Source organism: Pseudomonas sp. USHLN015 (genome assembly GCF_037153275.1).
GTDB classification, from domain to species: Bacteria; Pseudomonadota; Gammaproteobacteria; order Pseudomonadales; family Pseudomonadaceae; genus Metapseudomonas; species Metapseudomonas tohonis.
Genome location: NZ_JBBCKP010000008.1, coordinates 57753 through 82104, shown reverse-complemented (window position 1 = coordinate 82104; position 24352 = coordinate 57753). Strand labels below are relative to the sequence as shown.

The 24352-nt window shown below is 68.1% G+C and carries 21 protein-coding genes; 9 read left to right on the top strand and 12 right to left on the bottom strand.

The window, feature by feature from the left end:
* Positions 1–26: 26 nt before the first annotated feature.
* Positions 27–647 (top strand): LysE family translocator, encoded by a 621-nt coding sequence (locus WFQ67_RS17225; protein WP_173178097.1) that lies wholly within the window; start codon positions 27–29, stop codon positions 645–647.
* Here WFQ67_RS17225 and WFQ67_RS17220 read toward each other — a convergent pair.
* From WFQ67_RS17220 to WFQ67_RS17210, 3 genes are read right to left on the bottom strand one after another with little or no spacing between them, the layout of a single operon-like run.
* Positions 644–1768: an ABC transporter permease gene (locus tag WFQ67_RS17220; protein WP_337057658.1), complete on the bottom strand. Its 1125-nt coding sequence runs from the start codon at positions 1766–1768 to the stop codon at positions 644–646. The two genes, WFQ67_RS17225 and WFQ67_RS17220, sit on opposite strands and share 4 nt — an antisense overlap.
* Before the next feature lie 3 nt (positions 1769–1771).
* Positions 1772–4501 carry a ribosome-associated ATPase/putative transporter RbbA gene (rbbA, locus tag WFQ67_RS17215; protein ID WP_337057657.1) on the bottom strand — a complete coding sequence of 910 codons (2730 nt, stop codon included), beginning with the start codon at positions 4499–4501 and terminating at the stop codon, positions 1772–1774.
* Positions 4501–5571 (bottom strand): HlyD family secretion protein, encoded by a 1071-nt coding sequence (locus tag WFQ67_RS17210; protein ID WP_271103028.1) that lies wholly within the window; start codon positions 5569–5571, stop codon positions 4501–4503. Before WFQ67_RS17210 ends, rbbA begins: the two co-directional genes overlap by 1 nt.
* Before the next feature lie 219 nt (positions 5572–5790).
* Here WFQ67_RS17210 and WFQ67_RS17205 point away from each other — a divergent pair, with 219 nt between their 5' ends.
* Complete coding sequence (locus WFQ67_RS17205) at positions 5791–5979, top strand: hypothetical protein (RefSeq protein ID WP_213630172.1); 189 nt, start codon at positions 5791–5793, stop codon at positions 5977–5979.
* Positions 5980–6042: 63 nt separating this feature from the next.
* Here WFQ67_RS17205 and WFQ67_RS17200 read toward each other — a convergent pair whose 3' ends face one another.
* Both WFQ67_RS17200 and WFQ67_RS17195 read right to left on the bottom strand, forming a co-directional pair.
* Positions 6043–6339: a hypothetical protein gene (locus WFQ67_RS17200; RefSeq protein ID WP_173178092.1), complete on the bottom strand. Its 297-nt coding sequence runs from the start codon at positions 6337–6339 to the stop codon at positions 6043–6045.
* Positions 6340–6513: 174 nt separating this feature from the next.
* Positions 6514–6957 (bottom strand): bleomycin resistance protein, encoded by a 444-nt coding sequence (locus WFQ67_RS17195; RefSeq protein ID WP_416367113.1) that lies wholly within the window; start codon positions 6955–6957, stop codon positions 6514–6516.
* Positions 6958–7089: 132 nt separating this feature from the next.
* Between WFQ67_RS17195 and WFQ67_RS17190 the strand changes: the two genes are divergently transcribed.
* Positions 7090–7320 (top strand): DUF2789 domain-containing protein, encoded by a 231-nt coding sequence (locus WFQ67_RS17190; RefSeq protein ID WP_337057656.1) that lies wholly within the window; start codon positions 7090–7092, stop codon positions 7318–7320.
* Positions 7321–7413: 93 nt separating this feature from the next.
* On the opposite strand, the gene WFQ67_RS17185 is transcribed toward WFQ67_RS17190, so the two are convergent.
* Positions 7414–8157, bottom strand: coding sequence for an SDR family oxidoreductase (locus WFQ67_RS17185; RefSeq protein ID WP_173178090.1), 744 nt, complete (start codon positions 8155–8157; stop codon positions 7414–7416).
* A gap of 138 nt (positions 8158–8295) precedes the next feature.
* Between WFQ67_RS17185 and WFQ67_RS17180 the strand changes: the two genes are divergently transcribed.
* Positions 8296–9210, top strand: a complete 915-nt coding sequence (locus WFQ67_RS17180) for a LysR family transcriptional regulator (protein WP_213630168.1) — start codon at positions 8296–8298, stop codon at positions 9208–9210.
* A gap of 93 nt (positions 9211–9303) precedes the next feature.
* Here WFQ67_RS17180 and WFQ67_RS17175 read toward each other — a convergent pair whose 3' ends face one another.
* A complete protein-coding gene (locus tag WFQ67_RS17175) occupies positions 9304–10308 on the bottom strand; it encodes a zinc-dependent alcohol dehydrogenase family protein (RefSeq protein WP_337057655.1) in 1005 nt (334 codons plus the stop codon).
* A gap of 230 nt (positions 10309–10538) precedes the next feature.
* On the opposite strand from WFQ67_RS17175, the gene ptrC reads away from it, so the two are divergent.
* Positions 10539–10730, top strand: a complete 192-nt coding sequence (gene ptrC, locus WFQ67_RS17170; RefSeq protein ID WP_173178088.1) for a type III secretion system co-regulatory protein PtrC — start codon at positions 10539–10541, stop codon at positions 10728–10730.
* A gap of 24 nt (positions 10731–10754) precedes the next feature.
* Here ptrC and WFQ67_RS17165 read toward each other — a convergent pair whose 3' ends face one another.
* The 4 genes from WFQ67_RS17165 to WFQ67_RS17150 all read right to left on the bottom strand — a co-directional run bounded on the left by WFQ67_RS17165 (position 10755) and on the right by WFQ67_RS17150 (position 15766).
* Positions 10755–12992 carry a xanthine dehydrogenase family protein molybdopterin-binding subunit gene (locus WFQ67_RS17165; protein WP_337057654.1) on the bottom strand — a complete coding sequence of 746 codons (2238 nt, stop codon included), beginning with the start codon at positions 12990–12992 and terminating at the stop codon, positions 10755–10757.
* An 11-nt stretch (positions 12993–13003) separates the two neighbouring features.
* Entirely contained in the window at positions 13004–13462 is a 459-nt protein-coding gene (locus WFQ67_RS17160) for a (2Fe-2S)-binding protein (protein ID WP_213630162.1), read from the bottom strand.
* A 139-nt stretch (positions 13463–13601) separates the two neighbouring features.
* The gene (locus tag WFQ67_RS17155; protein WP_213630160.1) at positions 13602–14528 is read right to left on the bottom strand and encodes an AraC family transcriptional regulator; all 927 of its coding nucleotides are present in this window, start codon (positions 14526–14528) and stop codon (positions 13602–13604) included.
* A gap of 218 nt (positions 14529–14746) precedes the next feature.
* Positions 14747–15766 carry a zinc-dependent alcohol dehydrogenase family protein gene (locus WFQ67_RS17150; protein WP_111262690.1) on the bottom strand — a complete coding sequence of 340 codons (1020 nt, stop codon included), beginning with the start codon at positions 15764–15766 and terminating at the stop codon, positions 14747–14749.
* 166 nt (positions 15767–15932) lie between these two features.
* Between WFQ67_RS17150 and WFQ67_RS17145 the strand changes: the two genes are divergently transcribed.
* The 4 genes from WFQ67_RS17145 (at position 15933) to WFQ67_RS17130 (ending at position 23258) form a co-directional block, all read left to right on the top strand.
* Positions 15933–16850: a LysR family transcriptional regulator gene (locus tag WFQ67_RS17145; RefSeq protein WP_228723450.1), complete on the top strand. Its 918-nt coding sequence runs from the start codon at positions 15933–15935 to the stop codon at positions 16848–16850.
* Positions 16851–17425: 575 nt separating this feature from the next.
* Positions 17426–18667, top strand: coding sequence for a multidrug efflux RND transporter periplasmic adaptor subunit MexE (mexE, locus tag WFQ67_RS17140; protein WP_173178082.1), 1242 nt, complete (start codon positions 17426–17428; stop codon positions 18665–18667).
* An 11-nt stretch (positions 18668–18678) separates the two neighbouring features.
* On the top strand, positions 18679–21867 hold the full coding sequence (locus tag WFQ67_RS17135) for an efflux RND transporter permease subunit (RefSeq protein ID WP_213630158.1): 3189 nt from the start codon (positions 18679–18681) through the stop codon (positions 21865–21867).
* Positions 21864–23258, top strand: a complete 1395-nt coding sequence (locus WFQ67_RS17130; RefSeq protein WP_213630157.1) for an efflux transporter outer membrane subunit — start codon at positions 21864–21866, stop codon at positions 23256–23258. The genes WFQ67_RS17135 and WFQ67_RS17130 overlap by 4 nt, the downstream gene beginning before the upstream one ends.
* Positions 23259–23694: 436 nt before the next feature.
* Here the strand turns inward: WFQ67_RS17130 and WFQ67_RS17125 are convergent, their stop codons facing one another.
* Positions 23695–24318 (bottom strand): NIPSNAP family protein, encoded by a 624-nt coding sequence (locus WFQ67_RS17125; protein WP_271103035.1) that lies wholly within the window; start codon positions 24316–24318, stop codon positions 23695–23697.
* Positions 24319–24352 lie beyond the last annotated feature (34 nt).

Below are 24352 nucleotides of genomic sequence, written 5' to 3'. Positions count from 1 at the left end.
TCCCCATGACCTGACCGGTGGCCCGGATGGACCTCACGCTGTTCTTCAAATCCGCCCTGATCGGCCTCTCGATCGCCGCACCCGTGGGCCCCGTGGGCCTGCTCTGCATCCAGCGCAGCCTGGACCACGGCGCCCGCATCGGCTTTCTCAGCGGTCTGGGCGCCGCGCTGGCGGACGCCTGTTTCGGTGCCCTGGGGGCGTTCGGGGTGCAGGCGCTGATCCAGGCCTTCGTCGCGCTGGCCACGCCCCTGGCGCTGGTCGGTTCGGGCTTCCTCGCCTGGATGGGCCTGCGCCTGCTGCGCGCCACGCCGGCCCGCCGCGCCGCCGCCCTGGTCGAGCCCGGCAATGGCTGGAAGGCACTGGCATCGGTCTTCGCGCTGACGCTCACCAACCCCATGACGATCCTCGCTTTCATCGCGGTCTTCGCCGGCCTCGGTGCCGGCGCGACGCCCGGTACGGCGAGCGCGCTGCTGATGGTCGCCGGGGTGTTCTGCGGCTCGGCGCTGTGGTGGCTGGCCCTGGCGCTGGGCGTGGCCGCCGTGCGCCACCACCTGGACGCCGGCCTGCTGCGCCGTGTCGACCAGGCGGCCGGGCTGTTCCTGCTCGGTTTCGCCGCCTGGCAGCTGGCGCGGGTCCTGGCCGCCTAGGCCATCTGGGTGATGGTCCGGCGGAACCGGGCCAGGGCAGCGAAGAAGAAGGCGCTGCCGATGCCGATGATGGCCAGGAATTGCGGCCAGACGATGTCCAGCCCCGCGCCGCGATAGAGGATGCCCTGGGCCAGGGCGACGAAGTGGGTGGTGGGCGCCGCCAGCATGATCTGCTGCACCAGCTCGGGCATGCTTTCGCGCGGGGTGGTGCCCCCGGACAGGATCTGCAGCGGCATCAGCACCAGGATGGTCAGCAGCCCCAGCTGCGGCATGGAACGCGCCACGGTGCCGAGGAAGATGCCCATCGACGTGGTGGCGAACAGGTGCAGCGCCGCCGCCACCAGGAACAGCCCCAGCGAGCCCTCGATGGGCACCGCCAGCCAGCCGCGCACCACGAACACCAGCGACAGCGCGGCGGCCACCAGCACCACCGCGCCCATGGACCAGACCTTGGCCAGCATGATCTCGAACGCCGACAGCGGCATCACCAGCAGGTGCTCGACGGTGCCGTGCTCGCGCTCGCGGATCAGGGCCGCGCCGGTGAGGATGATCGACAGCATGGTGATCTGGTTGATCACCTCCATCACTCCGCCGAACCAGGCCTGGGTCAGGTTGGGGTTGAACAGCGTGCGCACCGTCAGCTCCGCCGGCATCGCCTTCGCCCCCCGGTAGCGGGCGACGAACTCGTTGACCTCGGTGAAAACGATGTTCTGGATGTAGCCCGCGCCGCTGAAGGCCTGGCCGATCTGCGTGGCGTCGACGTTGAGCTGCACCGCCGGGTTGCGGCCGGCGAGCACGTCGCGCTGGAAGTCGGGCGGGATGTCCAGGGTGAAGGTGTAGAGGCCGGTGTCCATGCCCCGGTCCATGCGCCCCTGGTCGATCAGCTCGGGAACGCGGAAGTACGGCGGCTGGAAGGCGTTGACCAGGCGCGTGGAGAGCTGCGAGCGGTCCTCGTCGACCACCGCGATGGGCGCATGGTGCAGGGTTTCCGGGATGCCGGTGGCGGAGCTGTACACGCCCAGGCTGAAGGCCCAGAGGATCAGCACCAGCATCGCGTAGTCGCGCTGCAGGCTGCGGAATTCCTTGAGCCCGAGGTTGAAGATGTTGGCCAGGCTGCGCATGGGTCAGGCCTCCTGCTTCTTCAGCGCGAGCACGCTGAACAGGGTGAGCAACGGGATGGTCAGCAACAGCGGCACGAAGTAGTAGGCCAGGTCGGCGAAGCCCAGCGCCTTGGAGAACACGCCCCGGCTGATGATGAGGAAATGGGTGGCGGGATAGGCCTGGCCGATCAGCGCCGCCGCGCCTTCCAGGGACGACACCGGGTGCACCAGCCCGGAAAACTGGATGGCCGGCACCATGGTGGCGATGGCGACACCGAATACCGCAGCGATCTGGCTGCGCATGAAGGTGGAGAGGAACAGGCCGAGCCCGGTGGCAGCCGTGACGTAGCACAGCGCGGCGAGCACCAGGGTCGGGAAGCTGCCCTTGAGCGGCACGCCGAACACAAACACCGCCAGGGCCACCATCAGCAGGAAGCTGACCATGCCCATCGCCACGTAGGGCAGCTGCTTGCCCAGCAGGAACTCCAGCCGCGTGACCGGCGTGACGTAGAGGTTGGTGATCGAGCCCAGCTCCTTCTCGCGCACCACGCCCAGGGCGGTGAGCATCGCCGGGATCATGATCAGCAGCAGCGGGATCACCGCCGGCACCATGGCCTTGAGGCTTTCCACATCCGGGTTGTAGCGGTAGCGCACCTCGACGCTGGCGGCACTCTGGCCGCCCCCTTCGGGCGACTGCCGGGCCAGCTCGGCGAGGTAACCCAGGTGCATGCCCTGCACGTAGCCGGCGACGGTGTTGGCGCGGGTCGGCATGGAGCCGTCGATCCAAACGCCGATGGCGGGGCTGGCGCCACGCTTCAGGTCACGGCCGTAGCCGGGCGGGATTTCCACGGCCAGGCTCAGCTCGCCGCTGCGCATGCGCCGGTCCAGTTCCGCGTAGTCCTGGATCGGCGCGCGCTCGATGAAGTAGCGCGAGCCGGAGAGGTTCAGTGCGTAGGCCTGGCTGGTGGTGGTCTGGTCGCGGTCGAGCACCGCATAGGAGAGGTCCTCCACGTCCATGCTGATGCCGTAGCCGATGATGAACATCAGCAGCACGGTGCCGAGCAGTGCCAGGGTCAGGCGGATCGGGTCGCGGCGCAGCTCCATGGCCTCGCGCCGCGCATAGCTGAACAGCCGCTGCGCTCTGAAGCCGCGCCCGGCACGGGCGGCTTCCGTCGGCCGGGTCGCCGGGGCCGCCTCGGCAGGGGCCTGGCCGGCGATGCCGGCGGCCTCCTCCAGGTAGGCGATGAAGGTCGCCTCCAGGCTCGGCAGGCCGCGAGCGGCCACCAGGTTCGCCGGGGTGTCGCTGGCCAGCACGCGGCCGGCGTGCATCAGCGAGATGCGGTCGCAACGCTCGGCCTCGTTCATGAAGTGGGTGGAGATGAAGATGGTCACGCCATCGTTGCGCGACAGGTCGATCATCAGCGCCCAGAAACCGTCGCGGGCCACCGGGTCGACCCCGGACGTGGGCTCGTCGAGGATGAGGATCTCCGGCTCGTGGATCACCGCGACCGCCAGGGACAGGCGCTGGCGGATGCCCAGCGGCAGCGCGTCAGGCAGCTCGTCGGCCACGCCCGCCAGGTCGAAGCGCTGCATCATCGCCGCCACCCGCGCCTCGATGCGCTCGGCCGGCAGGTGAAACAGCCGCGCATGCAGCAACAGGTTCTGCCGCACCGTCAGCTCGCGGTACAGGGAGAACGCCTGGGACATGTAGCCCACGCGCCGCCGCGTGGCCATGTCGCCGGCATCCACCGGCTGGCCGAACAGCGCGCAACTGCCTTCGCTCGCGGGCAGCAGGCCGGTGAGCATCTTCATGGTGGTGGACTTGCCGCAGCCATTGGAGCCGAGGAAACCGAAGATCTCCCCGCGCTCGATGCGGAAGCTGACGCGGTCGACGGCGACGAACTCGCCGAAGCGGCAGGTCAGCCCGTCCGCCTCGATGGCCACGGCGCGCTCGCCTTCCGGCAGCGGCGGGATCACCAGGCGGCGGTGGTCGCGGCGCTTCTCCTCCGGCAGCAGGGCGATGAAGGCTGCTTCCAGGCTGTCGGTGCCGGTCTGGGTGCGGATCTCCGCGGGGCTGCCGGTGGCCAGGACCCGCCCGGCGTCCATCGCCACCAGGCTGTCGAAGCGCTCGGCCTCTTCCATGTAGGCGGTGGCCACCAGCACGCTCATGCCGTCGCGGCCCTGGCGGATGCGGCCGATCAGCTCCCAGAACTGGTTGCGCGACAACGGGTCGACGCCGGTGGTGGGCTCGTCGAGGATCAGCAGGTCCGGGTCGTGGATCAGTGCGCAGCACAGGCCGAGCTTCTGCTTCATGCCACCGGAGAGCTTGCCCGCCGGGCGCTCGCGGAACGGGTCGAGGCCGGTGCTGCGCAGCAGGTCGTCGATGCGTCGCTCGCGCTCGGCGCGGTCGTGGCCGAACAGGCGGCCGAAGAAATCCAGGTTCTCGACCACCGTCAGCGTCGGGTAGAGGTTCTTGCCCAGCCCCTGGGGCATGTAGGCGACGCGCTGGCAGATGGCGCGGCGGTGGCGGGCCGAGCGCATGTCGCCGCCCAGCACGTCGATCTCGCCCTGCTGCATCTTCCGCGCGCCGGCCAGCAACGCCAGCAGGCTGGACTTGCCGACGCCGTCCGGACCGATCAGGCCCACCATGCGGTTGGCCGGGATCACCAGGTCGACCTCGCGCAGGGCGAAGGTCTCGCCGTAGGCCAGGCTGACCCCGGCCAGGCGGGCGACGCTGCCGTCGGAGGCGTTCATCAGGGCACCTTCACCTGCAGGTGCTGCGGCCATTGCCGTTCGGCATCCAGGCGCAGGTAGGCCATCCCGGGCACGCCGGTCTTCACGGCGGTCATGTGCTGCTTGAGCAGCGCCGGGTCGATGCGCGCCTTGACGCGGAACATCAGCTTCTCGCGCTCGCTGGCGGTCTCCACGGACTTCGGCGTGAACTGGGCGACGCTGGCCACGTAGGAGACCTTGGCGGGGATCACGTACTGCGGCACCGCGTCGATGATCAGCCGCACCTCGTCGCCCAGGTGCACGCGCCCGGCCTGGCCGGCGGGCAGGAAGAAGGTCATGTAGACGTCGCCCAGGTCCACCAGGTTGAGCAGCTTGCCGCCGGCCGGCAGCACTTCGCCCGGCTGCGCCACGCGGTACTGCACGCGGCCGGCGCGGGGGGCCTTGAGCAGGCTGTCGTCGATGTCCGCCTGCAGGCGGGCGACGCTGGCATTGGCCGCCTCGATGGCCGACTGCGCCTCGATCACCTGGGACTTGGCCGCCTCGATGCCGGCCTGGGCGGAGATCACCTGGGAGCGCGAGGCGGCCAGTGCCGCCTGGGCGCTCTGCATCACCGCGCGGTCGTCGTCCAGTTGCTGCTGGGGCATGGCGTTGCGCTTGACCAGGGTCTCGGTACGGGCGAAGCGCTTCTGGGTGGCCACCAGTTCCGCCTCGCGCTGGCTGACCACCGCCTTGGCCGTGGCCTGCTCGCTCTCACGCTGGGCCACCAGCGCCTGGGCGGTGAGCCGCGCGTTCTCGGCCTGGCGCACCTGCGCCTGGGCCTGGGCCAGCTGCGCCTGCAGCACCTGGGTGTCCATCTGCGCCACCGGCTGGCCGGGGGTGAGGAAGTCGCCCTCGTCCACCATGATCTCGGCCACGCGACCGGCGAGCTTGGTCGCCACGTCCACCTCGGTGGCTTCGATCCGCCCGTTGCCGCTGGCAAAACCCTCGCCCAGGCCGACCGGCCGCAACACCCACCAGGCGCCGGCGGCCACCGCCACGGCGGCCAGCAGTGCCGCCGCCCAGGTCAGTTTCTGCTTGCTTGGCTGCTTCATCTTGGTATCCCGAATGGCTGGATTTCGATGGGGGAGATCATCCGCCAAACGGCAATGAGTCACTTTGACTCATGTCAGGTCGGGCCTTTTCCGGCCTCTTCCGGCTCGGTTTCCATCCAGCCGAAGCCACGGCAGTCACAGACGACTTGATGTATGATTGCGCGCCTCGAACACGGCCAACCACGATCAAACCGGCGCCCATGCGCCCCCGGACCGACCATGAACACCAGCGAAACCACCAGCCCCGAGCAACAGGCCCAGACCGAAGGCAGCGCCGAGGCGGCCGCCCCGGCCAAGGCCGTGAAGAAGCAGAACGTGCCCTGGTACCAGACCCTCAAGACCCACGACCGCGGCCAGCGCCCCGGAGCGGCACCGCGCGGCTCGCGCCGTTCGATGGGCAAGCGCTGATCCGGCGCACCGGCACAAAAAAAGCCAGCGTGATGCTGGCTTTTTTGTGGGCGCCCGCCGGGCTTACTGGCTGTTCTTCACCAGGCTCATGCGCTTCTCGGTGAACACGCAGATGACGCCTGCGTTGTTGTACATCACCTCGTGGTTGAAGTTGCAGTACGCCGCGGCAACGCTCAGGGGCAGCTGCTCGTTGCTCCAGCGGGCCGGCTTGAACCAGGACAGCTCGCCTTCCTTGCACTGGCGCGCCTCGGCATCGGAGCTGTAGGTGCAAAGCACCGACTGGTCGACTTCGCCCTTGAAGCAACCGGCCAGGGGAAGGAAGCAAAGGCCTGCCAACAGAAGTTTGGTGTGGGTACGCATGACAGCTCCGGAATCGGCATGTGAAGGAATCAGTGCCGATTTGAACCAGCGCAGCGGCGCGGGTTCCGTGGCGTCGGCAAAGAATTCCCGCTTCGCGAGGCAGCACACACCCGCCACAAACCGTAGGAGCGAGCTCTGCTCGCGAAGCCCTTGGCTCATGTACCGCAGCCTTCGTCACCCCTGCGCCGGCAGAACCCCGCCGAACGCGCGCATCCCCAGGCTCTGGTGGAAGCGCAGCAGGTAGCCGTCCGGGTCCTGCAGGAGGAAGTTGAGTTCACCGTGCGCCTGCTCGTCCTGGCGGTACCAGCGCTCCTCGGCTCCGCGCCGCAACCTCACCCCGGCCGCCTCGATGCGCGCGATCAACGCCAGCGCGTCGGCGCAGCGGATCGACAGGTTGAGTCCGCGCCCGAACGGCGCTTCCAGGGGCTCGACCCGCCACTCCGAGGCCTCGCCGTCGTCCTCCTCCAGCATCAGCTGGGCCTCGCCGAAGCGCAGGTAGGCGAAGCGGTGCTCGGGGCGCTGGTACGCCACTTCGAACCCCAGGACACGGCAGTAGAAATCCAGGCTGCGGGCGAAATCGACGACCAGCAACTCCGGGACCAGGGCATTGAAATGCATGATGGGTTCCTTCCTCGGGTGCCCACCCCGCATGGGCGGGCGCGCCACCTTAGCGTAGGATTCACCGACACTAAAAGCGTGGGGCGTGGGTCTATAGTCCCTGCATCTTTCCCATCCGTAACGGAGCCCTCCATGGATACGACCCCGCACAACCTCGCCACCCTCTTCGAGCAGCTCGGCCTGGAATCCGGGCACGACAGGATCGAGTCCTTCATCGCCGACCACCCCCTCGCCGACGGGCAGAAGATCCACGAAGCGCCCTTCTGGAACGACGCCCAGAGCGCCTTCCTGCGCAACGCCCTGGTGCAGGACGCCGACTGGGCCGTGGAAGTGGACGAGCTGGCGGTGCGTTTGTCGAAGTGAATCGGCGAACAGCCAGGGAAGCACGTCCACGTTCAAATGAAAAACGGCCCCATGGGGGCCGTTTCGTTTTGCTGCGCAGGTACGCCCGCTCGATCAGAAGTCCTGCACGGTCGGGCGCAGCACCACTTCGCTGATGTCCACGTCCGCCGGTTGTTCCACCGCGTAGGCGATGGCCCGGGCGACGGATTCGGCGGGGATCGCCAGCTTGTAGAACTCGCCCAGGGCCTGGCGGCTCTCCTCGTGGGAGCTGCCCAGCTTCAGTTCCGAATCCACCGCGCCGGGGGAGATGACGGTGACGCGGATGTCGCCGCCCACTTCATGACGCAGGCCGTCGCTGATGGCCCGCACGGCGAACTTGGTGCCGCTGTACACGGTGCCGCCCGGGCTGAACACCTTGTGGCCGGCCACCGAGGCGACGTTGATGAACTGACCGCTGCGCTGTGCCTGGAACACCGGCAGCGCCGCCGCGATGCCGTAGAGCACGCCCTTGATGTTGATGTCGATCATGCGGTCCCACTCCTCCACCGGGGTTTCGGAGAGCGGCGCGATGGCCATCAGTCCGGCGTTGTTGACCAGTACGTCGATGCGGCCGAAGGCATCGATGCCGCCCTGCACCAGGGCGCGGACCTGCGCCGGGTCGGTGACGTCGGTGGCGAAGGCCACGGCCTTGCCGCCGGCAGCGGTGATTTCGCTGACCAGCGCGTCGAGACGATCGACGCGGCGTGCACCGAGCACCACCGAGGCGCCCAGGGCGGCCAGGTGGCGGGCGGTGGCTTCGCCGAGGCCGCTGCTGGCGCCGGTGATGACGATGACTTTGCCGTTGATGTTGCTGCTCATGTCGGGTTCCTCAGGTTGGCTGCCGGCAGGAGGGGTTCCTGCTGCTGGAGGCCAGTATGGAAATCCGATGACACTCAGGGAATGGAAGGATTAGGATTGCGGAATTCCAGAATCAGGAACAATCCGAAGGCCGCCGACATGCTCAACCGAATGGAAATGCTGCGCATCTTCTGCATCGCCGCCGAGTCCGCCAGCTTCCGCGAAGCCGCCACGCGCCTCGGCGCCTCCCCGCAGACGGTGACCCGGGCGATCAAGGACCTGGAGCAACTGGTGGGCGAGCCGCTGTTCCATCGCAGCACGCGCCAGGTGCAGATCACCGCCTACGGCGAACTGCTGGCAGCCCAGGCGCGGGAGACCCTGGGCAGCTTCGACCAGCTGTTCCAGCGCCACGTCCGCCGCGGCCGGGACGAGATGGCCGGCCGCGTGGGCGTCACCGCACCGCGCTCCATCGGCCGGCGCTTCGTGCTGCCGCTCTTGGCCGAGTTGCAGCGCGAGCACCCGGAGATCGTGCTGGACATGCGCCTCTCGGACCAGATGACCGACTCGGTCGACGAGCAGATCGACATCGGCGTGCGCATGGGCTTCATCCGCGACCGCCGCTACATCGCGCGACCCACGGCGACCGTGCCGCTCTACGTGGTGGGGGCGCCGGCACTGGTCGAGCGCGTCGGCGCCCCGGAAGACATCGACGCCCTGAACCGGCTGCCGACCACCGCGCTGATCGACGGCAACACCGGGCGCCTCTGGCCCTGGACCTTCGCCGAGGGCCGCCAGCTGCAACCGCAGCGTGCCGCCTTCACCACCGACGACCAGGAGTGCGAGTGCGAGGCGGTGCTGGCGGGCGTCGGCTTCGGGCAACTGCCCAGCTACCTGGTGACGCCGCACATCCGCAGCGGACGCCTGGTGCGGGTGCTGGTCGACGACGAATCGCCGTCCTGGGAGATGTTCGTCTACCGGCCCCAGCGCGGGCCGGTATCGCCACGGGTAAGGCGGGTGTTCGACCGCCTGGTGGAACGGCTTTCCGACCCGCAATGGGTGCCGCTAGAACCGTAGGATGGCGTAGAGCGCAGCGAAACCCATCGATCCGTGGTCCCCACGGCATGGGCTTCGCACGGCCCTAGCCATCCGACGGCTGCAGTTGCGGGATCACTCGGCGATATCGATGACGATCTTGCCGAAGGCCGTGCCCTGCTCCACCGCGTCGTGGGCGTCGTGGGCCGTGGCCAGGGTGAAACGGCGCGGGTCGAGGATGGGCTTGAGCTTGCCGGCCTCCACCAGGCGCGTGGCGTCGGCGAGGACTTCGCCGTGGTGGGCGCGGCCTTCACCGGTGAGCATCGGCAGCAACACGAACACGCCATTGACGGTCGCCGCCCGCAGCGAGGATGGCGCCAGGCTGTGGGTGCCGAAGGCGGCACAGCTGACCACATGGCCGCGGATGCGCACCGACTCCAGGGCGTCGTCGAGGGAGCTGCCGCCCACGGTGTCGTAGACCACGTCGAAGCCCTTGCCACCGGTGAAGGTCGCAACGTAATCGGCCGCCTTGGTGGTGTGGTAGTCGATGGGCGTGGCGCCCAGCCCGCGCACCATCTCGTGCTTGGCCGGCGAGGCGGTGGCGAAGACCTCGGCGCCGAAGGCCTTGGCGATCTGCACGGCGATATGGCCCACGCCGCCGGAACCACCGGTGACCAGCACCGTCTGCCCGGCGTGCAGGCGCGCGCTGTCCACCAGGCCTTCCCAGGCGGTGAGGAACACCAGCGGCAGTGCCGCGGCTTCGCGCATGCTCAGGTTCTTCGGCTTCAGCGCCAGCAGGCGCCAGTCCACCGCGGCGAATTCGGCCAGGGTGCCTTGCAGGCCGCGCACGCCACCGACCAGGCCGTAGACCTCGTCACCGACCTTGAAGCGGCTGACGCCCGCGCCCACCGCCTCGACCACGCCGGCCAGCTCGGTGCCGAGCACCGCCGGCAGCACCGGGTCGGCATAGGGCGCCCGGCCGGTGCGGATCTTGTAGTCGATGGGGTTGACCCCGCTGGCCTCGATACGCACCAGGACCTGTCCCTCGCCGGCGACCGGGCGGGCGATCTCCTGCTGGGTGAAACGGCCGCTCTGGTAATCCTCGAGCACGAGGGCGCGCATGGTGACGGGGTTGGACATGGTTTCACTCCTTGCAATCAGTCTCGCCGGGGTCTGCCCCGGCATCCGGCGCCCACTATAGAGCCGCCGCGAGGGCGAGGAAACAAGGACGCCGCCCCACCGGGCGTCAGCGCAACGGCAAGCATCGACATCACTGATACTCACCATCAGCCCCTTTCAATTCTCCGATTGCCAGCGCACCGGCAAGATTCGCTCATCGGCCTTGTGCCCCATGAACCGAGATGCCAGCCATGACCGCCCACTCGAAATTCGTCGACAGCAGCTACCTGGTCACCCACGTCACCCTGGATGAATTCCATCTGCACTTCGAAACCGAAGTCGCCGTGTGCCAGGAGGACGGCACCTTCGAGATGCTCCAGGCCCCGACGCCCATCGCCGAGCGTCGTGCCCTGCGCCAGCTGATCCGCAACCAGGCCGCCTGATTCCGGCGGCCCGGTCGCGCCGCCTCAGGCCTTGACCTGGGCGGGGAACGGCAGGGTCCGCAAGCGCACGCCCACCGCCGCATGGAGGGCGTTGGCCAGTGCCGGCGCCAGGGGCGGCACCCCGGGTTCACCCACACCGGTGGGCTGCTCGGTGGACGGTAGGATGTGCACCTCCACGGCCGGCATCTCGTTGATCCGCAACACCTGGAAGTCGTGGAAGTTGGATTGCTCCACCACTCCGTCCTTCAGCGTCACCGCGCTGTGCAGCGCCGCCGCCAGGCCAAAGCCAATACCGCCCTCCATCTGCGCCCGGATCACGTCGGGGTTGATCGGCACGCCGCAATCCACGGCGCAGACCACGCGATCCACCTTGTAGGCGCCATCGGCCTTCACCGTCACCTCCACCACCTGCGCCACGTAGCTGCCGAAGGATTCGTGCACGGCGATCCCGCGACCGCGCTTCTCGCCCTCGCCACCGGCCTTGAGCGGCTGCTTCCAGCCCGCCTTGTCCGCCACCAGTTCCAGCACGCCACGATGGCGCGGATGCTTCTCCAGCAGCGCATGGCGGTAGTCGTAAGGGTCCTTGCCGGCGGTGGTCGCCGCTTCGTCGATCAGCACCTCGGCAGCGAAACCGGTGTGGGTATGGCCCACCGAGCGCCACCACTGCACCGGGACGTGGATGTCCTCGGGGGTGGCCAGCTCCACCTGCAGGTTGGGCACGGCGTAGGAGAGGTTCGCCAGCCCTTCCACCGAGGTGTTGTCGATGCCGTCCTTGATCAGGAAAGACTCCATGCCGGTGCCCTTGATGATGGACTGGCCGACGATGCGGTGATGCCAGGCCAGCAGCTTGCCCTCGGCGTCCAGCGCCAGGCGCGCGCGGTGCAGGTAGGCCGGGCGGTAGTAGCCGCCCCGGGTATCGTCCTCGCGGGTCCAGACCAGCTTCACCGGCGCCTTGATGCCCTTGTCGCGCGCAGCCTTGGCCACCGCCACCGCCTCCAGCGGGTAGTCGGAAAGCGGGTTGGCGCGGCGACCGAAGCTGCCGCCGGCGTAGAGCTGGGTGATGGCGACCTTCTCCACGGGGATGCCCAGGTATTTGGCCACGGTCACCTGGTCACCGGTCTGCCACTGCTCGCCGTTCCACAGCTCGCAGGCACCGTCGGAGAGCCGGACCAGGCAGTTCATCGGCTCCATCGCCGCATGGGCCAGGTAGGGGAATTCGAAGTCCGCCTCGATCAGCTTCGCCGGCTTGGCCAGCGCGGCCTCCACGTCACCGGTGCGCGCGGCCATCAGCCCGGGCTTGCCAGCGCTTTCGCGGTATTTGGCGAAGATCTCGGCGCTGCCCAGCTTGAAGGCCTTGCTCTCGTCCCATTCGATGACCAGCGCGTCGCGCCCCTGGCGCGCGGTCCAGGTGTTCTTCGCCAGCACGGCGACCCCGGCGCGGCCATGGGGCAGGTCGCGGAACTCGACCACCTCCACCACACCGGCGATGGCCTTGGCCTTGCTCGCGTCCACCGTCTTCGGCACGCCGCCGAAGCGCGGCGGGTAGGCGACCACCGCCACCAGCATGCCGGGCAGCTTGAAATCCTGGGTGAAGACGGCACTGCCGTTGGTCTTGTCGTGGCTGTCCTTGCGCTTGGCGGTCATCTGGCCGATGAGCTTGAAGTCCTTCGGCTGCTTGAGCTTCACCTCGGTGGGCACCGATTCCTGCGCGGCCGCCTCGGCCAGCTCGCCGAAGCCGGCCTTGTTGCCGGAGGCGGCATGGGCGACCACGCCATCGCTGACGGTGATGGCCTCCGCCGGCACCTTCCACTTCTTGGCGGCGGCGGCCACCAGCATGGCGCGTGCGCTGGCACCGGCCTTGCGCATCTGCTCGAAGGAGTTGGCCATGGCGCTGCTGCCACCGGTGCCCTGCAGGGTGCCGAAGGCCAGGTTGTTGTAGACGGCGGCGTTGGCCGGCGCGCCTTCGACCACCACACGGCTCCAGTCGGCGTCCAGCTCCTCGGCCACCAGGGTGGCGAGGCCGGTGTAGGCGCCCTGCCCCATTTCCACGTGCTTGGCGACCACGGTCACGGTGCCGTCGCGAGCGATGCGCACGAAGGCGTTGGGTTCGAAGCGCGCATCGGCGGCGAACATCTCGGCAGCGTCCAGGAGCGGCGAGAAGAGCACGCCCAGGGCCAGCCCGCCGCTGCCCTGCAGGAAGGTCCGCCGGCTGATGTTGAGGATGCCGTTGCCCGGCGTGCTCTGGGTTTCGATCTTGCCCATGTCGTCGTTCCTCAGGCCAGCTGGCCGGCTGCTTCGTGGATGGCCGCACGGATGCGCACATAGGTGGCGCAGCGGCAGATGTTGCCGCTCATGGCGGCATCGATGTCGGCGTCGCTGGGTTTGCGGTTGCCCGCCAGCAGAGCCGTGGCCGCCATGATCTGCCCCGACTGGCAGTAGCCGCACTGCACCACGTCGAGCTTGCGCCAGGCTTCCTGTACCGCCTTGCCCACTTCGCCCTCGCCCACCGCCTCGATGGTGGTGATCTTCTTGCCCACCAGCATGGATACCGGCGTGATGCAGGCCCGCGTCGGCTGGCCATCCACGTGCACGGTGCAGGCCCCGCACAGGGCCATGCCGCAGCCGTACTTGGTGCCGGTCATCTCGGCGACGTCGCGCAATGCCCAGAGCAGCGGCATGTCGGGGGCGATATCGAGTTCCTTGTCTTGACCATTCAGGTTCAGGGTGATCATCGGCTTTTCCACCTCTACGGGTATGGATTCATGGGGCGCCGGCCACGGTCGGGCCGGTTCAGGGCACGGTTGTTTCAGGGTAGAAGCTCGCCGGCCGTCCCTGCGCCTTTGCGGCGACGGGACGACCAGCGGAGCGGTATCAGGCGCTCTGGCGCAGGCGGGCGATATCGCGCTGTGGCGGCTCGCCGAACAGACGGCTATATTCGCGGCTGAACTGCGAGGGGCTCTCGTAGCCCACGCGGCTGCCGGCGGTGGCGGCGTCCAGGGCCTCGGAAAGCATCAGCCGGCGCGCCTCCTGCAGGCGCAGCTGCTTCTGGAACTGCAGCGGACTCATCGCGGTGACCGACTTGAAGTGATGGTGCAGCGCCGAGGTGCTCATGTTCACCTCACCGGCCAGGGCACCGATCTGCAGCGGGCGGTGATAGTTGTTCTTCAACCAGCTGACGGCCTTGGCGATGCGCTGGGTGTGGCTGCCGACGCAGGCGATCTGGCGCAGTTGCGCGCTGCGCTCGCCCAGCAGCAGGCGATAGAGGATCTCGCGCTCGACCAGCGGCGCCAGCACGGCGATGTCATCCGGGGTGTCGAGCAGGCTCACCAGGCGGATCAGCGCATCCTGCAGCGGCTCGTCCAGGCTGCACACCGAAATGCCGCGCGCGGAGCTGGTGACCATGGGCGAGCGCTCCATCTCCAGGAGCATCTGGCTGATGAGCGCGGGCTCCAGGTTCAGGCGCAGGCCGAGGTAGGGCACCTCGGGGCTGGCATCGAGGATCTGGCCGATCACCGGCAAATCGAGGGAGACGATCAGGTACTGGGATTGGCCATAGATGTAGGTCTCGTCGTTGAGCATGGCCTGCTTGCGGCCCTGCACCACGATGCCCAGGGCGGGCTCGTAGAGACAGTGGATGGGCTCGGTGGCGGTGCTGGCGCGGAACAGCGACAGGCGCGGGATGGGCGTCTCATGGATGCCGTCCTCCCGGGTGAATCGTTCAATCAATCGTGCGAGGCGTGCCTGCGCGCCCAGGGGAGCGCTGTGCCCCTGCTCTTCGAGGGTTGCGGGTGTGGTCATGGTTTCAGCCCTCCGGATCAGGCGACAACTCTACTTGCGCGCGCGGGGCGCGTCTCGGGCCCGGAAACACTTCGGCAGGATCAGGCAATAATTCTGCAGAATCCTGCTACCGAAGCGGCCACCGGCAGTCGCAGACTGGCGCCCCTTCGACCCCGGGCCGATTCCGCCCAAACGAAATCCGGCGCACGAGGCGCCGGATCGGGTACAGCAGTCGCGGTTCAGTCGGCGACGTGGATGACCACGCGGCCACCGGCCGGGCAGGTTTCCATGTAGCGGCTCGCCTCGACGAAGTCAGCGAACTCGAAGACCCGGTCGATGCTCGGCTTGAGCAGGCGGTCACCGGTCATCTGGTTGATGTGCGCCAGGGCCCGCTGCACGGCAGCCTCGTCACGCTCCAGGCCGGTTTCCGGATCACCGGTGAAATCCATCACGCAGTGGCGGAAGAACTGCAGGTGCTTCTTGAAGGCGGCGCAGGCCGGGAAGGCCGCATCGTTGCCACCGTTGATGCCATAGAGGATCAGCTTGCCGCGCGGCGAGGCGACATCGCCCAGCAGCTTCATCTGCGGGCCGGCGCACTGGTCCAGCACCACTTCGACGCCCTTGCCGGCGGTGAAGCGCTCGACCTCCAGGACCAGATCCTGCTCCTCGGTGACGATGACCTTGTCGGCGCCCAGCTCTTTGAGGAACGGGCGGCTCTCCGGGTAGCTGGTGGAGGCGATGACGATCGCCCCCAGCGCCTTGGCCAGCTGCACCGATTGCGGCGCCAGGCAATGCCCGGCCTCGGTGATCAGCACGTGCTGCCCGGGCTTGACCTTGGCCAGCTCGACCAGGGCGAAGTAGCCCAGCAGCAGCGGCGTGTAGTGCACGGCGGCCTCGACCGGGGTCAGCACGTCCGGGTAGCGGGTCAGGGCGCGGCGCGGCATCAGCACGATGTCGCCCCAGGCCGGATAGGTATTGGGAGTGGCGGACGGAAAGCTGGCCACGGCCATGCCGGGCTGCAGGTCGTCGACGCCTTCGCCGACGGCCTCTACCACACCGGCCAGCTCGAAGCCGAGCCCGGCAGGCAGCCGGGCCTGTTCGGAGGCCAGGTTCTGCCGCCAGAGCACGTCTTTCCAACTGACGCCCAGCGCCTGGGTGCGCACCAGAACTTCGCCGAACCCCGGTTTGGGGGTGGGCAGCTCTTCCAGCTTGAGCACATCGGCCTCGCCGAATTGATGAAAACGGATCATGCGGGACATCACACACCTCGCCTGTGACTCTGTCATGGCCATGGACTCTATCCGGGCTTTATCCCTAAAACCACCCGCGCGCATCAATAGTTGTCATAAACACGGATGATGTGAGCCTTGACGACCGCGCTGCAGAGCCTCATTTTTCACACACTCATTTCGGAAGTAGCCCTGCATGAACAGGAACGACCTACGTAGAGTTGACCTCAATCTACTGATCGTGTTCGAGACGCTCATGCATGAGCGCAGCGTGACACGGGCGGCGGAGAAGCTCTTCCTCGGCCAGCCCGCCATCAGTGCAGCCCTCGCGCGGCTGCGTACCCTCTTCGATGACCCGCTGTTCGTGCGCACCGGCCGCAGCATGGAGCCGTCCGCCCGCGCGGTGGAGATCTTCGCCCTGCTCTCCCCGGCCCTGGACTCCATTTCCACGGCCGTGAGCCGGGCCGCCGATTTCGACCCGGCCACCAGCAACGCGGTGTTCCGCATCGGCCTTTCCGACGACGTCGAGTTCGGCCTGTTGCCCGCCCTGCTCCGCCGCCTGCGTGCCGAAGCGCCGGGCGTGGTGCTGGTGGTGCGCCGCACCAACTACCTGCTGATGCCCAACCTGCTCGCCTCCGGCGAGATCTCCGTGGGTGTCAGCTACACCGACGAGCTGCCGGCCAACGCCAAGCGCAAGACCATCCGCCGCTCCAAGTCCAAGCTCCTGCGTGCCGACGCCGTACCCGGGCCGCTGAGCCTGGAGGACTACTGCGCGCGCCCCCACGCGCTGGTGTCCTATGCGGGCGACTTGTCCGGCTTCGTCGACGAGGAGCTGGAGAAACTGGGACGCAAGCGCCGCGTGGTGCTGGCCGTGCCCCAGTTCAACGGCCTCGGCGCCCTGCTCGCCGGGACCGACATCGTCGCCGTGGTGCCGGACTACACCGCCGCCGCCCTCACCGCCGCCGGTGGCCTGCGCGTGGAGGACCCGCCCTACGGCAGCCGCGCCTTCGAACTGTCCATGGCCTGGCGCGGCGCCCAGGACAACGACCCCGCCGAGCGCTGGCTGCGCTCGCGCATCCAGATGTACTGCGGCGACCCGGACAGCCTGGAGTGATCCGCACCCGCGTGCACAGCGCTCCCCGCGCCACCGAACCCGTAGGGCGGGCCGGGCGGCGTTCCGCTTCAGCCCACCCATGGTCGCCGCGCCAAAGCTTCGCGAGCAGAGCTCGCTCCTACAGCACCGCTTGGCGACTGAAGTCGCCCCTACAGCCCCGCCGCACGTACGCGACCGCTGCGTAGGGTGGATGACGCTTTTTTCATCTACCAGCGGAGCCCGCCATGACACTGACGGGAGCGGTTTCAACCGCGAAAGGCTTCGCGAATGAATTCGCGCCTACAAGAAGCACCCGCGCGCGCCCCGAATCGATGAAAAGCAACAGCCATTCGCTTCTATCGATAGAACCGCCCCGATTCGCCGTTGCAAGCAATCCCGTGAATGCTCGAAAACCGTGCGGCGGACCGCTGAAATCCCCATTCCAGTGCGGTTTTCCAGGGCAAGCCACTTACTATCAATGGAAAAAAGCGATTCATCACTGACGGTGATATTTATCTTCGTGGCGTTCGATTCGTGCACGAACGAGCCAGCCAGCAGACTCCGCCCATCTACAAATCCAATTGGCGGAGCTACACATGGAACAGTCCACGAAATCCACCTGGCGAACCGGCCTCACCCTCGCATCCCTGCTGGTGCTGGTGGCGTGCGGTAAAGCCCCCGAAGCCACGCTTGCACCCGCTGCCGCCAAGGTCAGCGTGGCCGAAGTGCTGCAACAGCCGATCAACGAATGGGACGAATTCACCGGCCGCCTGGAGGCACCGGAATCCGTCGAGATCCGCCCGCGCGTCTCCGGCTACATCGACAGCGTGTCCTTCCGCGAAGGCAGCCTGGTGAAGAAGGGCGACCTGCTCTTCCAGATCGACCCGCGCCCCTTCCAGGCCGAGGTGAAACGCCTCGAAGCCCAGCTGCAACAGGCCCGCGCCAGCCAGACCCGCGCGCTGAACGAAGCCCGTCGCGGTGACCGCCTGCGCCAGAGCAACGCCATCTCCGCCGAGCTGGCCGACGCCCGCAGCAGCGCCGCCCTGGAAGCCCAGGCCGCCGTCGCCGCCACCCAGGCCGAGCTGGACAACGCCAAGCTCAACCTCAGCTTCACCCGCATCACCTCGCCCATCGACGGCCGCGTCAGCCGCGCCGAGATCACCGAAGGCAACCTGGTCAACGCCGGCCAGTCGCTGCTCACCTCGGTGGTGTCCACCGACAAGGTCTACGCCTACTTCGATGCCGACGAGCGCGTCTTCCTCAAGTACGTCGAACTGGCCCGCCAGGCCGGCGGCGACGCCCGTGGCGCCAGCCCCGTCTACCTGGGTCTGACCAGCGAGACCGGCAACCCGCATCTGGGCCAGCTGGACTTCCTCGACAACCAGGTCAACCCGCGCACCGGCACCATCCGTGGCCGCGCCGTGTTCGACAACAAGGACGGCCGCTTCACCCCCGGCCTCTATGCGCGCATCAAGCTGGTGGGCAGCGAGACCTACCCCGCCGCGCTGATCAAGGACGACGCCATCGGCACCGACCTGGGCAAGAAGTTCGTGCTGGTGCTGGGCGAGAACAACACGGTCGCCTACCGCTCCATCGAGCTCGGCCCGAAGGTCCAGGGCCTGCGAATCATCCGCAACGGCCTGGCCAAGGGCGAGAAGATCGTGGTCAACGGCCTGCAGCACACCATGCCCGGCGCCACCGTCGATCCGCAGTCCGTGCCCATGGCCGACGAGAGCACCCTCGCCGAGCTGGCCCGCCTGCGCCAGAGCGTGGAAAGCCGCGACGCGCCCCGCGTCGCCGAACAGAACGCCAAACCTGCCGTCGCTCCGCGCGGTTGAGGTAGCACGACATGAATTTTTCCCAGTTCTTCATCCTGCGGCCGATCTTCGCCGCCGTGCTGTCGCTGCTGATCCTGATCGGCGGCGCCATCTCGCTGTTCCAGCTGCCCATCAGCGAATACCCCGAAGTGGTTCCGCCCACGGTGGTGGTACGCGCCAACTTCCCCGGCGCCAACCCCAAGGTGATCGGCGAGACCGTGGCATCCCCCCTGGAGCAGGCCATCGTCGGCGTCGAGGGCATGCTCTACATGTCCTCCCAGTCCACCAACGACGGCAAGCTGACCCTGACCATCACCTTCGCCCTGGGCACCGACCTGGACAACGCCCAGGTGCAGGTGCAGAACCGCGTCACCCGCACCATGCCCACCCTGCCCACCGAGGTGCAGCGGCTCGGCGTGACCGTGGACAAGGCCTCCCCGGACCTGACCATGGTGGTGCACCTGACCTCGCCCGATAACCGCTACGACATGCTCTACCTGTCCAACTACGCCGCGCTCAACGTGAAGGACGAGCTGGCGCGCCTGGACGGCGTGGGCGACGTGCAGCTGTTCGGCATGGGCAACTACTCCCTGCGCGTCTGGCTGGACCCGAACAAGGTGGCCTCGCGCAACCTCACCGCCACCGACGTGGTCAACGCCATCCGCGAGCAGAACCGCCAGGTCGCCGCCGGCGCCCTCGGTGCGCCGCCGTCCGATGCCGGCAACAGCTTCCAGCTCTCGATCAACACCCAGGGCCGCCTGGTCACCGAGGAAGAGTTCGAGAACATCATCATCCGTGCCGGCGACGACGGCGAGATCACCCGCCTGCGGGACGTGGCGCGCATCGAGCTGGGCTCCAGCCAGTACGCCCTGCGCTCGCTGCTGAACAACCAGCCGGCCGTGGCCATCCCGGTGTTCCAGCGCCCCGGCTCCAACGCCATCGAGATCTCCGACTCCGTGCGCAGCCGCATGGCCGAGCTGAAGAAGAGCTTCCCCCAGGGCATGGACTACGAAATCGTCTATGACCCGACCATCTTCGTGCGCGGCTCCATCGAAGCGGTGGTGCACACCCTGCTCGAAGCCATCGTGCTCGTCGTGCTGGTGGTGATCCTGTTCCTGCAGACCTGGCGCGCCTCGATCATCCCGCTGGTGGCCGTACCGGTCTCGCTGATCGGCACCTTCGCGGTGATGCACCTGTTCGGCTTCTCCCTCAACGCCCTGTCGCTGTTCGGCCTGGTACTGGCCATCGGCATCGTGGTGGACGACGCCATCGTCGTCGTAGAGAACGTCGAGCGGAACATCGGCCTCGGCAAGTCGCCGGTTGACGCCACCCGCCAGGCCATGAAGGAAGTGACCGGCCCCATCGTCGCCACCGCCCTGGTGCTGTGCGCCGTGTTCGTGCCCACCGCCTTCATCTCCGGCCTCACCGGGCAGTTCTACCAGCAGTTCGCCCTGACCATCGCCATCTCCACCGTGATCTCGGCCTTCAACTCGCTGACCCTGTCCCCGGCGCTGGCCGCCGTACTGCTGAAGGACCACCACGCGCCCAAGGACCGCTTCTCGCGCATCCTCGACAAGCTCTTCGGTGGCTGGCTGTTCGGCCCGTTCAACCGCGTCTTCGAGCGTGCCGGCAATGGCTACGTCGGCACCGTGCGCCGCGTGCTGCGCGGCAGCTCGGTGGCCCTGCTGATCTACGGCGGCATCCTGGTACTCGGCTACATGGGCTTCTCCAGCACCCCGGCCGGCTTCGTGCCGCAGCAGGACAAGCAGTACCTGGTGGCCTTCGCCCAACTGCCCGACGCCGCCACCCTGGACCGCACCGAGGCCGTGATCAAGCGCATGTCCGAGATCGCCTCCAAGCACCCGGGCGTGGAAAACACCGTGGCCTTCCCCGGCCTGTCGATCAACGGCTTCACCAACAGCCCCAACAGCGGCATCGTGTTCACCCCGCTCAAGCCCTTCGATGAGCGCCGTGACCCGTCCATGTCCGCCGGGGCCATCGCCGCCGAGCTGAACAAGGAGTTCGCCGGCATCCAGGACGCCTACATCGCCATCTTCCCGCCGCCGCCCGTACAAGGCCTCGGCACCATCGGCGGCTTCCGCCTGCAGGTGGAGGATCGCGGCAACCTGGGCTACGAGGAGCTGTACAAGCAGACCCAGAACATCATCAACAAGGCGCGCCAGCTCCCCGAGCTGAACCCCATGTCGGTGTTCACCAGCTACCAGGTCAACGTCCCGCAGGTGGATGCCAACATCGACCGCGAGAAGGCCAAGACCCATGGCGTCGCCATCAGCGACATCTTCGACACCATGCAGGTCTACCTCGGCTCGCTGTATGCGAACGACTTCAACCGCTTCGGCCGCACCTACCAGGTCAACGTCCAGGCCGACCAGCCGTTCCGCCTCGAACCCGAGCAGATCGGCCAGTTGAAGGTGCGCAACAACCGTGGCGAGATGATCCCGCTGTCCACCTTCGTCAAGGTCGACAACGCCTCCGGTCCCGACCGCGTGATGCACTACAACGGCTTCATCACCGCCGAGATCAACGGCGCTGCGGCCCCCGGCTACAGCTCCGGCCAGGCCGAGGCGGCGATCGCCAAGCTGCTGCAGGACGAGCTGCCCAACGGCATGACCTACGAATGGACGGACCTGACCTACCAGCAGATCCTCGCCGGCAACACCGCGATCTTCATCTTCCCGCTCTGCGTACTGCTGGCCTTCCTGGTGCTGGCCGCCCAGTACGAAAGCTGGAGCCTGCCGCTGGCGGTGATCCTGATCGTGCCGACCGTGCTGTTCTCCGCCATCGTCGGGGTGATCCTCGCCGGTAGCGACAACAACATCTTCACCCAGATCGGCCTGATCGTACTAGTGGGCCTGGCGTGCAAGAACGCCATCCTCATCGTCGAGTTCGCCAAGGAGAAACAGGAAGAAGGCCTCGACCGCCTGGCCGCGGTACTGGAAGCCTGCCGCCTGCGTCTGCGCCCGATCCTGATGACCTCCATCGCCTTCATCATGGGCGTGGTGCCCCTGGTGCTGTCCTCCGGTGCCGGCGCCGAGATGCGCCACGCCATGGGTGTAGCGGTGTTCAGCGGGATGATCGGCGTGACCTTCTTCGGCCTGCTGCTGACCCCCGTGTTCTATGTGCTGATCCGCGGCTTCGTCGAGAAAGGCGAAGCCCGCAAGGCGGCCAAGGCCCAGAAACTCAAGGAACTGCACGCATGATCAACAAGGCTTTCGCCCCTGCCCTGCTGGCCCTCGCCTTGAGCGCCTGCGCCGTGGGCCCGGACTACAAGGCCCCCGACAGCGAGCCCGCGCGGCTCGCTGCCGCGGACGCCGGCCACTACGACCGCGCCCGCTTCGAAACCCTCTGGTGGCAACAGTTCGACGACCCGACCCTGAACCAGCTGGTGCAGCAGTCCCTCGAACAGAACCGCGAGCTGCGCGTGGCCTTCGCCCGCCTGCGGGCCGCCCGCGCCATCCGCGACGACGTCGGCAACGACCAGCTGCCGACCATCACCAGCCGCGCCAGCGCCGAAGTCGGCAAGGGCCAGCAGCCCGGCCAGACCGAGCAACGGGTCAACGCCGAGCGCTACGACCTGGGCCTGGACATGGCCTGGGAGCTGGACCTGTTCGGCCGCATCCAGCGCCAGATCGAAGCCAGCGATGCCGAGATCGGCGTCGCCCAGGCCGAGCTGCAACAGCTGCAGGTCAGCCTGATCGCCGAGCTGGTGGACGCCTACGGCAACCTGCGCGGCGCCCAGTTGCGTGAACGCATCGCCCGCGAGAACCTGAAGAACCAGCAGGAATCCCGTGGCCTGACCGAGCAGTTGCGTGACGCCGGCGTCGGCAACGAGCTCGACGTGCTGCGCGCCGACGGCCGCCTGGCCGCCACCGAGGCCACCCTGCCGCAACTGCAGGCCCTCGAAGTGCGCTCGCGCAACCGCATCGCCACCCTGCTCGGCCAGCGCCCGGAACAGCTGACCGTGGACCTGGCGCCCAAGCCGCTGCCGGTGATCGCCAAGGAACTGCCCATCGGCGACCCCGCCGAGCTGCTGCGTCGCCGCCCCGACGTCGCCGCCGCCGAGCGCCAGCTGGCCGCCGCCACCGCCAATGTCGGCGTGGCCACCGCGGACCTGTTCCCCCGCGTCAGCCTCTCCGGCTTCCTCGGCTTCACCGCCGGGCGCGGCTCGCAGATCGGCTCCTCCGCCGCCCGTGCCTGGGGCGTGGCGCCGACCATCAGCTGGGCCGCCTTCGACCTCGGTAGCGTGCGGGCCCGCCTGCGCGGCGCCGAAGCCGAAGCCGACGGCGCCCTGGCCGGTTACGAGCAGCAGGTGCTGCTGGCCCTGGAAGAGTCCGAGAACGCCTTCAGCGACTACGCCAAGCGCCAGCAACGGCTGATCTCCCTGGTCCGCCAGTCGGAAGCCACCCGCGCCGCCGCCCAGCAGGCCGCCGTGCGCTACCGCGAAGGCACCGTGGACTTCCTCGTGCTGCTGGACGCCGAACGCGAGCGCCTGGCTGCCGAAGACGCCCAGGCCCAGGCCGAAGTGGAGCTCTACAGCGGCATCGTCGCCATCTACAAGGCCCTCGGCGGCGGCTGGCAACCCCAGGCCTGAACCTCTCCTCCTGGCTCGGCCGCCCCCCGGCCGACCTCTCGCCCCGCGACGGTGCCCCTGTCGCGGGGCTTTTTTTGCCTGAAGAAATCCACCGGCTCCCTCGCTGGTTTTTGTAGGGTGGATGGCGCTCTTCCCATCCACCAGGCGGTGCCGCCCAGAAGCACCGAGCAATGGCAGCCCTGCGGCCTGCTTGGCGACTGAAGTCGCCCCTACATGCCCTGAGCAACCCGACACCCCGGCACACCCCTGTGGGTGCGAATTCATTCGCGATGGAGCATCCGCCCACCCACAGCCCTGTACCTGCTGCAGGTCTTTCGCGGCTGAAGCCGCTCCCACAAAGAAAGCCCGTAGGAGCGAGCTCTGCTCGCGAAGCTCTTGCTGCACGCTGTAGGGGCGAATTCATTCGCCGAGCGGTGCGCAGCACCGCCAGACACCCTCACCGCAACGGCGAGAAGCGCGCCGGCAGGCATGCGGTGGAGTGCATGTCGCGCAGCTGCGGGCCGGAGTTTTCCGGCGGCCAGACGCCATCGGCAACGGCGCGGGTGCGCACGTCGAGGCGCTGCTCGAGGCTCGCGTAGGGCCAGATGTGCAGGTAGCGCGGGGTGCGCCCGTCGGTGGCGTAGAAGGCCGCATAGACCTGGGAATAGCCCGCACCGGTACGCGGGCCGACCGCCTTCCTCCAGCCCTCCAGGGTCGGCGCCAGGCCGGAGGGAATCAGGTCGTACACCCGCAGCTCGTAGAACGGCCCGTGTGCGCCCGGCGCCAGGGGTTCGAGGAAGGGAAACAGCGTGTAGTTCTCCACCTTCATGTCGGTCATGAAGCCTTCGATGCCGAAGGCATCCCGCGCCAGCAGGTAGCGCTCGCGCTCGGCCTGGCGGGCCTGCTCGTCGGCGAAGCCGCGCAGCACGATGACCTGGTTCAGCGGGCCGATCTCCGAGGCCCAGCAGCCCATCAGGGTGCAGCCGGGGCTGCCGACGGCCAGGGTCTCTTCCAGGCGCGCCAGGGCATCGGCCGTGGTGCGCACGCGCAGGGTGAAGGTGATCAGTTCGAACAATCGCATGGGTGCCTCGTGGTCCGTGGTTCATGGAAGTACG

Excerpts from the sequence above, each read along its gene's own strand:
- WFQ67_RS17225 (WP_173178097.1), top strand. The coding sequence starts at position 27 with ATGGACCTCACGCTGTTCTTCAAATCCGCCCTGATCGGCCTCTCGATC.
- WFQ67_RS17220 (WP_337057658.1), bottom strand. The coding sequence starts at position 1,768 with ATGCGCAGCCTGGCCAACATCTTCAACCTCGGGCTCAAGGAATTCCGC.
- rbbA (WP_337057657.1), bottom strand. The coding sequence starts at position 4,501 with ATGAACGCCTCCGACGGCAGCGTCGCCCGCCTGGCCGGGGTCAGCCTG.
- WFQ67_RS17210 (WP_271103028.1), bottom strand. The coding sequence starts at position 5,571 with ATGAAGCAGCCAAGCAAGCAGAAACTGACCTGGGCGGCGGCACTGCTG.
- WFQ67_RS17205 (WP_213630172.1), top strand. The coding sequence starts at position 5,791 with ATGAACACCAGCGAAACCACCAGCCCCGAGCAACAGGCCCAGACCGAA.
- WFQ67_RS17200 (WP_173178092.1), bottom strand. The coding sequence starts at position 6,339 with ATGCGTACCCACACCAAACTTCTGTTGGCAGGCCTTTGCTTCCTTCCC.
- WFQ67_RS17195 (WP_416367113.1), bottom strand. The coding sequence starts at position 6,957 with ATGCATTTCAATGCCCTGGTCCCGGAGTTGCTGGTCGTCGATTTCGCC.
- WFQ67_RS17190 (WP_337057656.1), top strand. The coding sequence starts at position 7,090 with ATGGATACGACCCCGCACAACCTCGCCACCCTCTTCGAGCAGCTCGGC.
- WFQ67_RS17185 (WP_173178090.1), bottom strand. The coding sequence starts at position 8,157 with ATGAGCAGCAACATCAACGGCAAAGTCATCGTCATCACCGGCGCCAGC.
- WFQ67_RS17180 (WP_213630168.1), top strand. The coding sequence starts at position 8,296 with ATGCTCAACCGAATGGAAATGCTGCGCATCTTCTGCATCGCCGCCGAG.
- WFQ67_RS17175 (WP_337057655.1), bottom strand. The coding sequence starts at position 10,308 with ATGTCCAACCCCGTCACCATGCGCGCCCTCGTGCTCGAGGATTACCAG.
- ptrC (WP_173178088.1), top strand. The coding sequence starts at position 10,539 with ATGACCGCCCACTCGAAATTCGTCGACAGCAGCTACCTGGTCACCCAC.
- WFQ67_RS17165 (WP_337057654.1), bottom strand. The coding sequence starts at position 12,992 with ATGGGCAAGATCGAAACCCAGAGCACGCCGGGCAACGGCATCCTCAAC.
- WFQ67_RS17160 (WP_213630162.1), bottom strand. The coding sequence starts at position 13,462 with ATGATCACCCTGAACCTGAATGGTCAAGACAAGGAACTCGATATCGCC.
- WFQ67_RS17155 (WP_213630160.1), bottom strand. The coding sequence starts at position 14,528 with ATGACCACACCCGCAACCCTCGAAGAGCAGGGGCACAGCGCTCCCCTG.
- WFQ67_RS17150 (WP_111262690.1), bottom strand. The coding sequence starts at position 15,766 with ATGTCCCGCATGATCCGTTTTCATCAATTCGGCGAGGCCGATGTGCTC.
- WFQ67_RS17145 (WP_228723450.1), top strand. The coding sequence starts at position 15,933 with ATGAACAGGAACGACCTACGTAGAGTTGACCTCAATCTACTGATCGTG.
- mexE (WP_173178082.1), top strand. The coding sequence starts at position 17,426 with ATGGAACAGTCCACGAAATCCACCTGGCGAACCGGCCTCACCCTCGCA.
- WFQ67_RS17135 (WP_213630158.1), top strand. The coding sequence starts at position 18,679 with ATGAATTTTTCCCAGTTCTTCATCCTGCGGCCGATCTTCGCCGCCGTG.
- WFQ67_RS17130 (WP_213630157.1), top strand. The coding sequence starts at position 21,864 with ATGATCAACAAGGCTTTCGCCCCTGCCCTGCTGGCCCTCGCCTTGAGC.
- WFQ67_RS17125 (WP_271103035.1), bottom strand. The coding sequence starts at position 24,318 with ATGCGATTGTTCGAACTGATCACCTTCACCCTGCGCGTGCGCACCACG.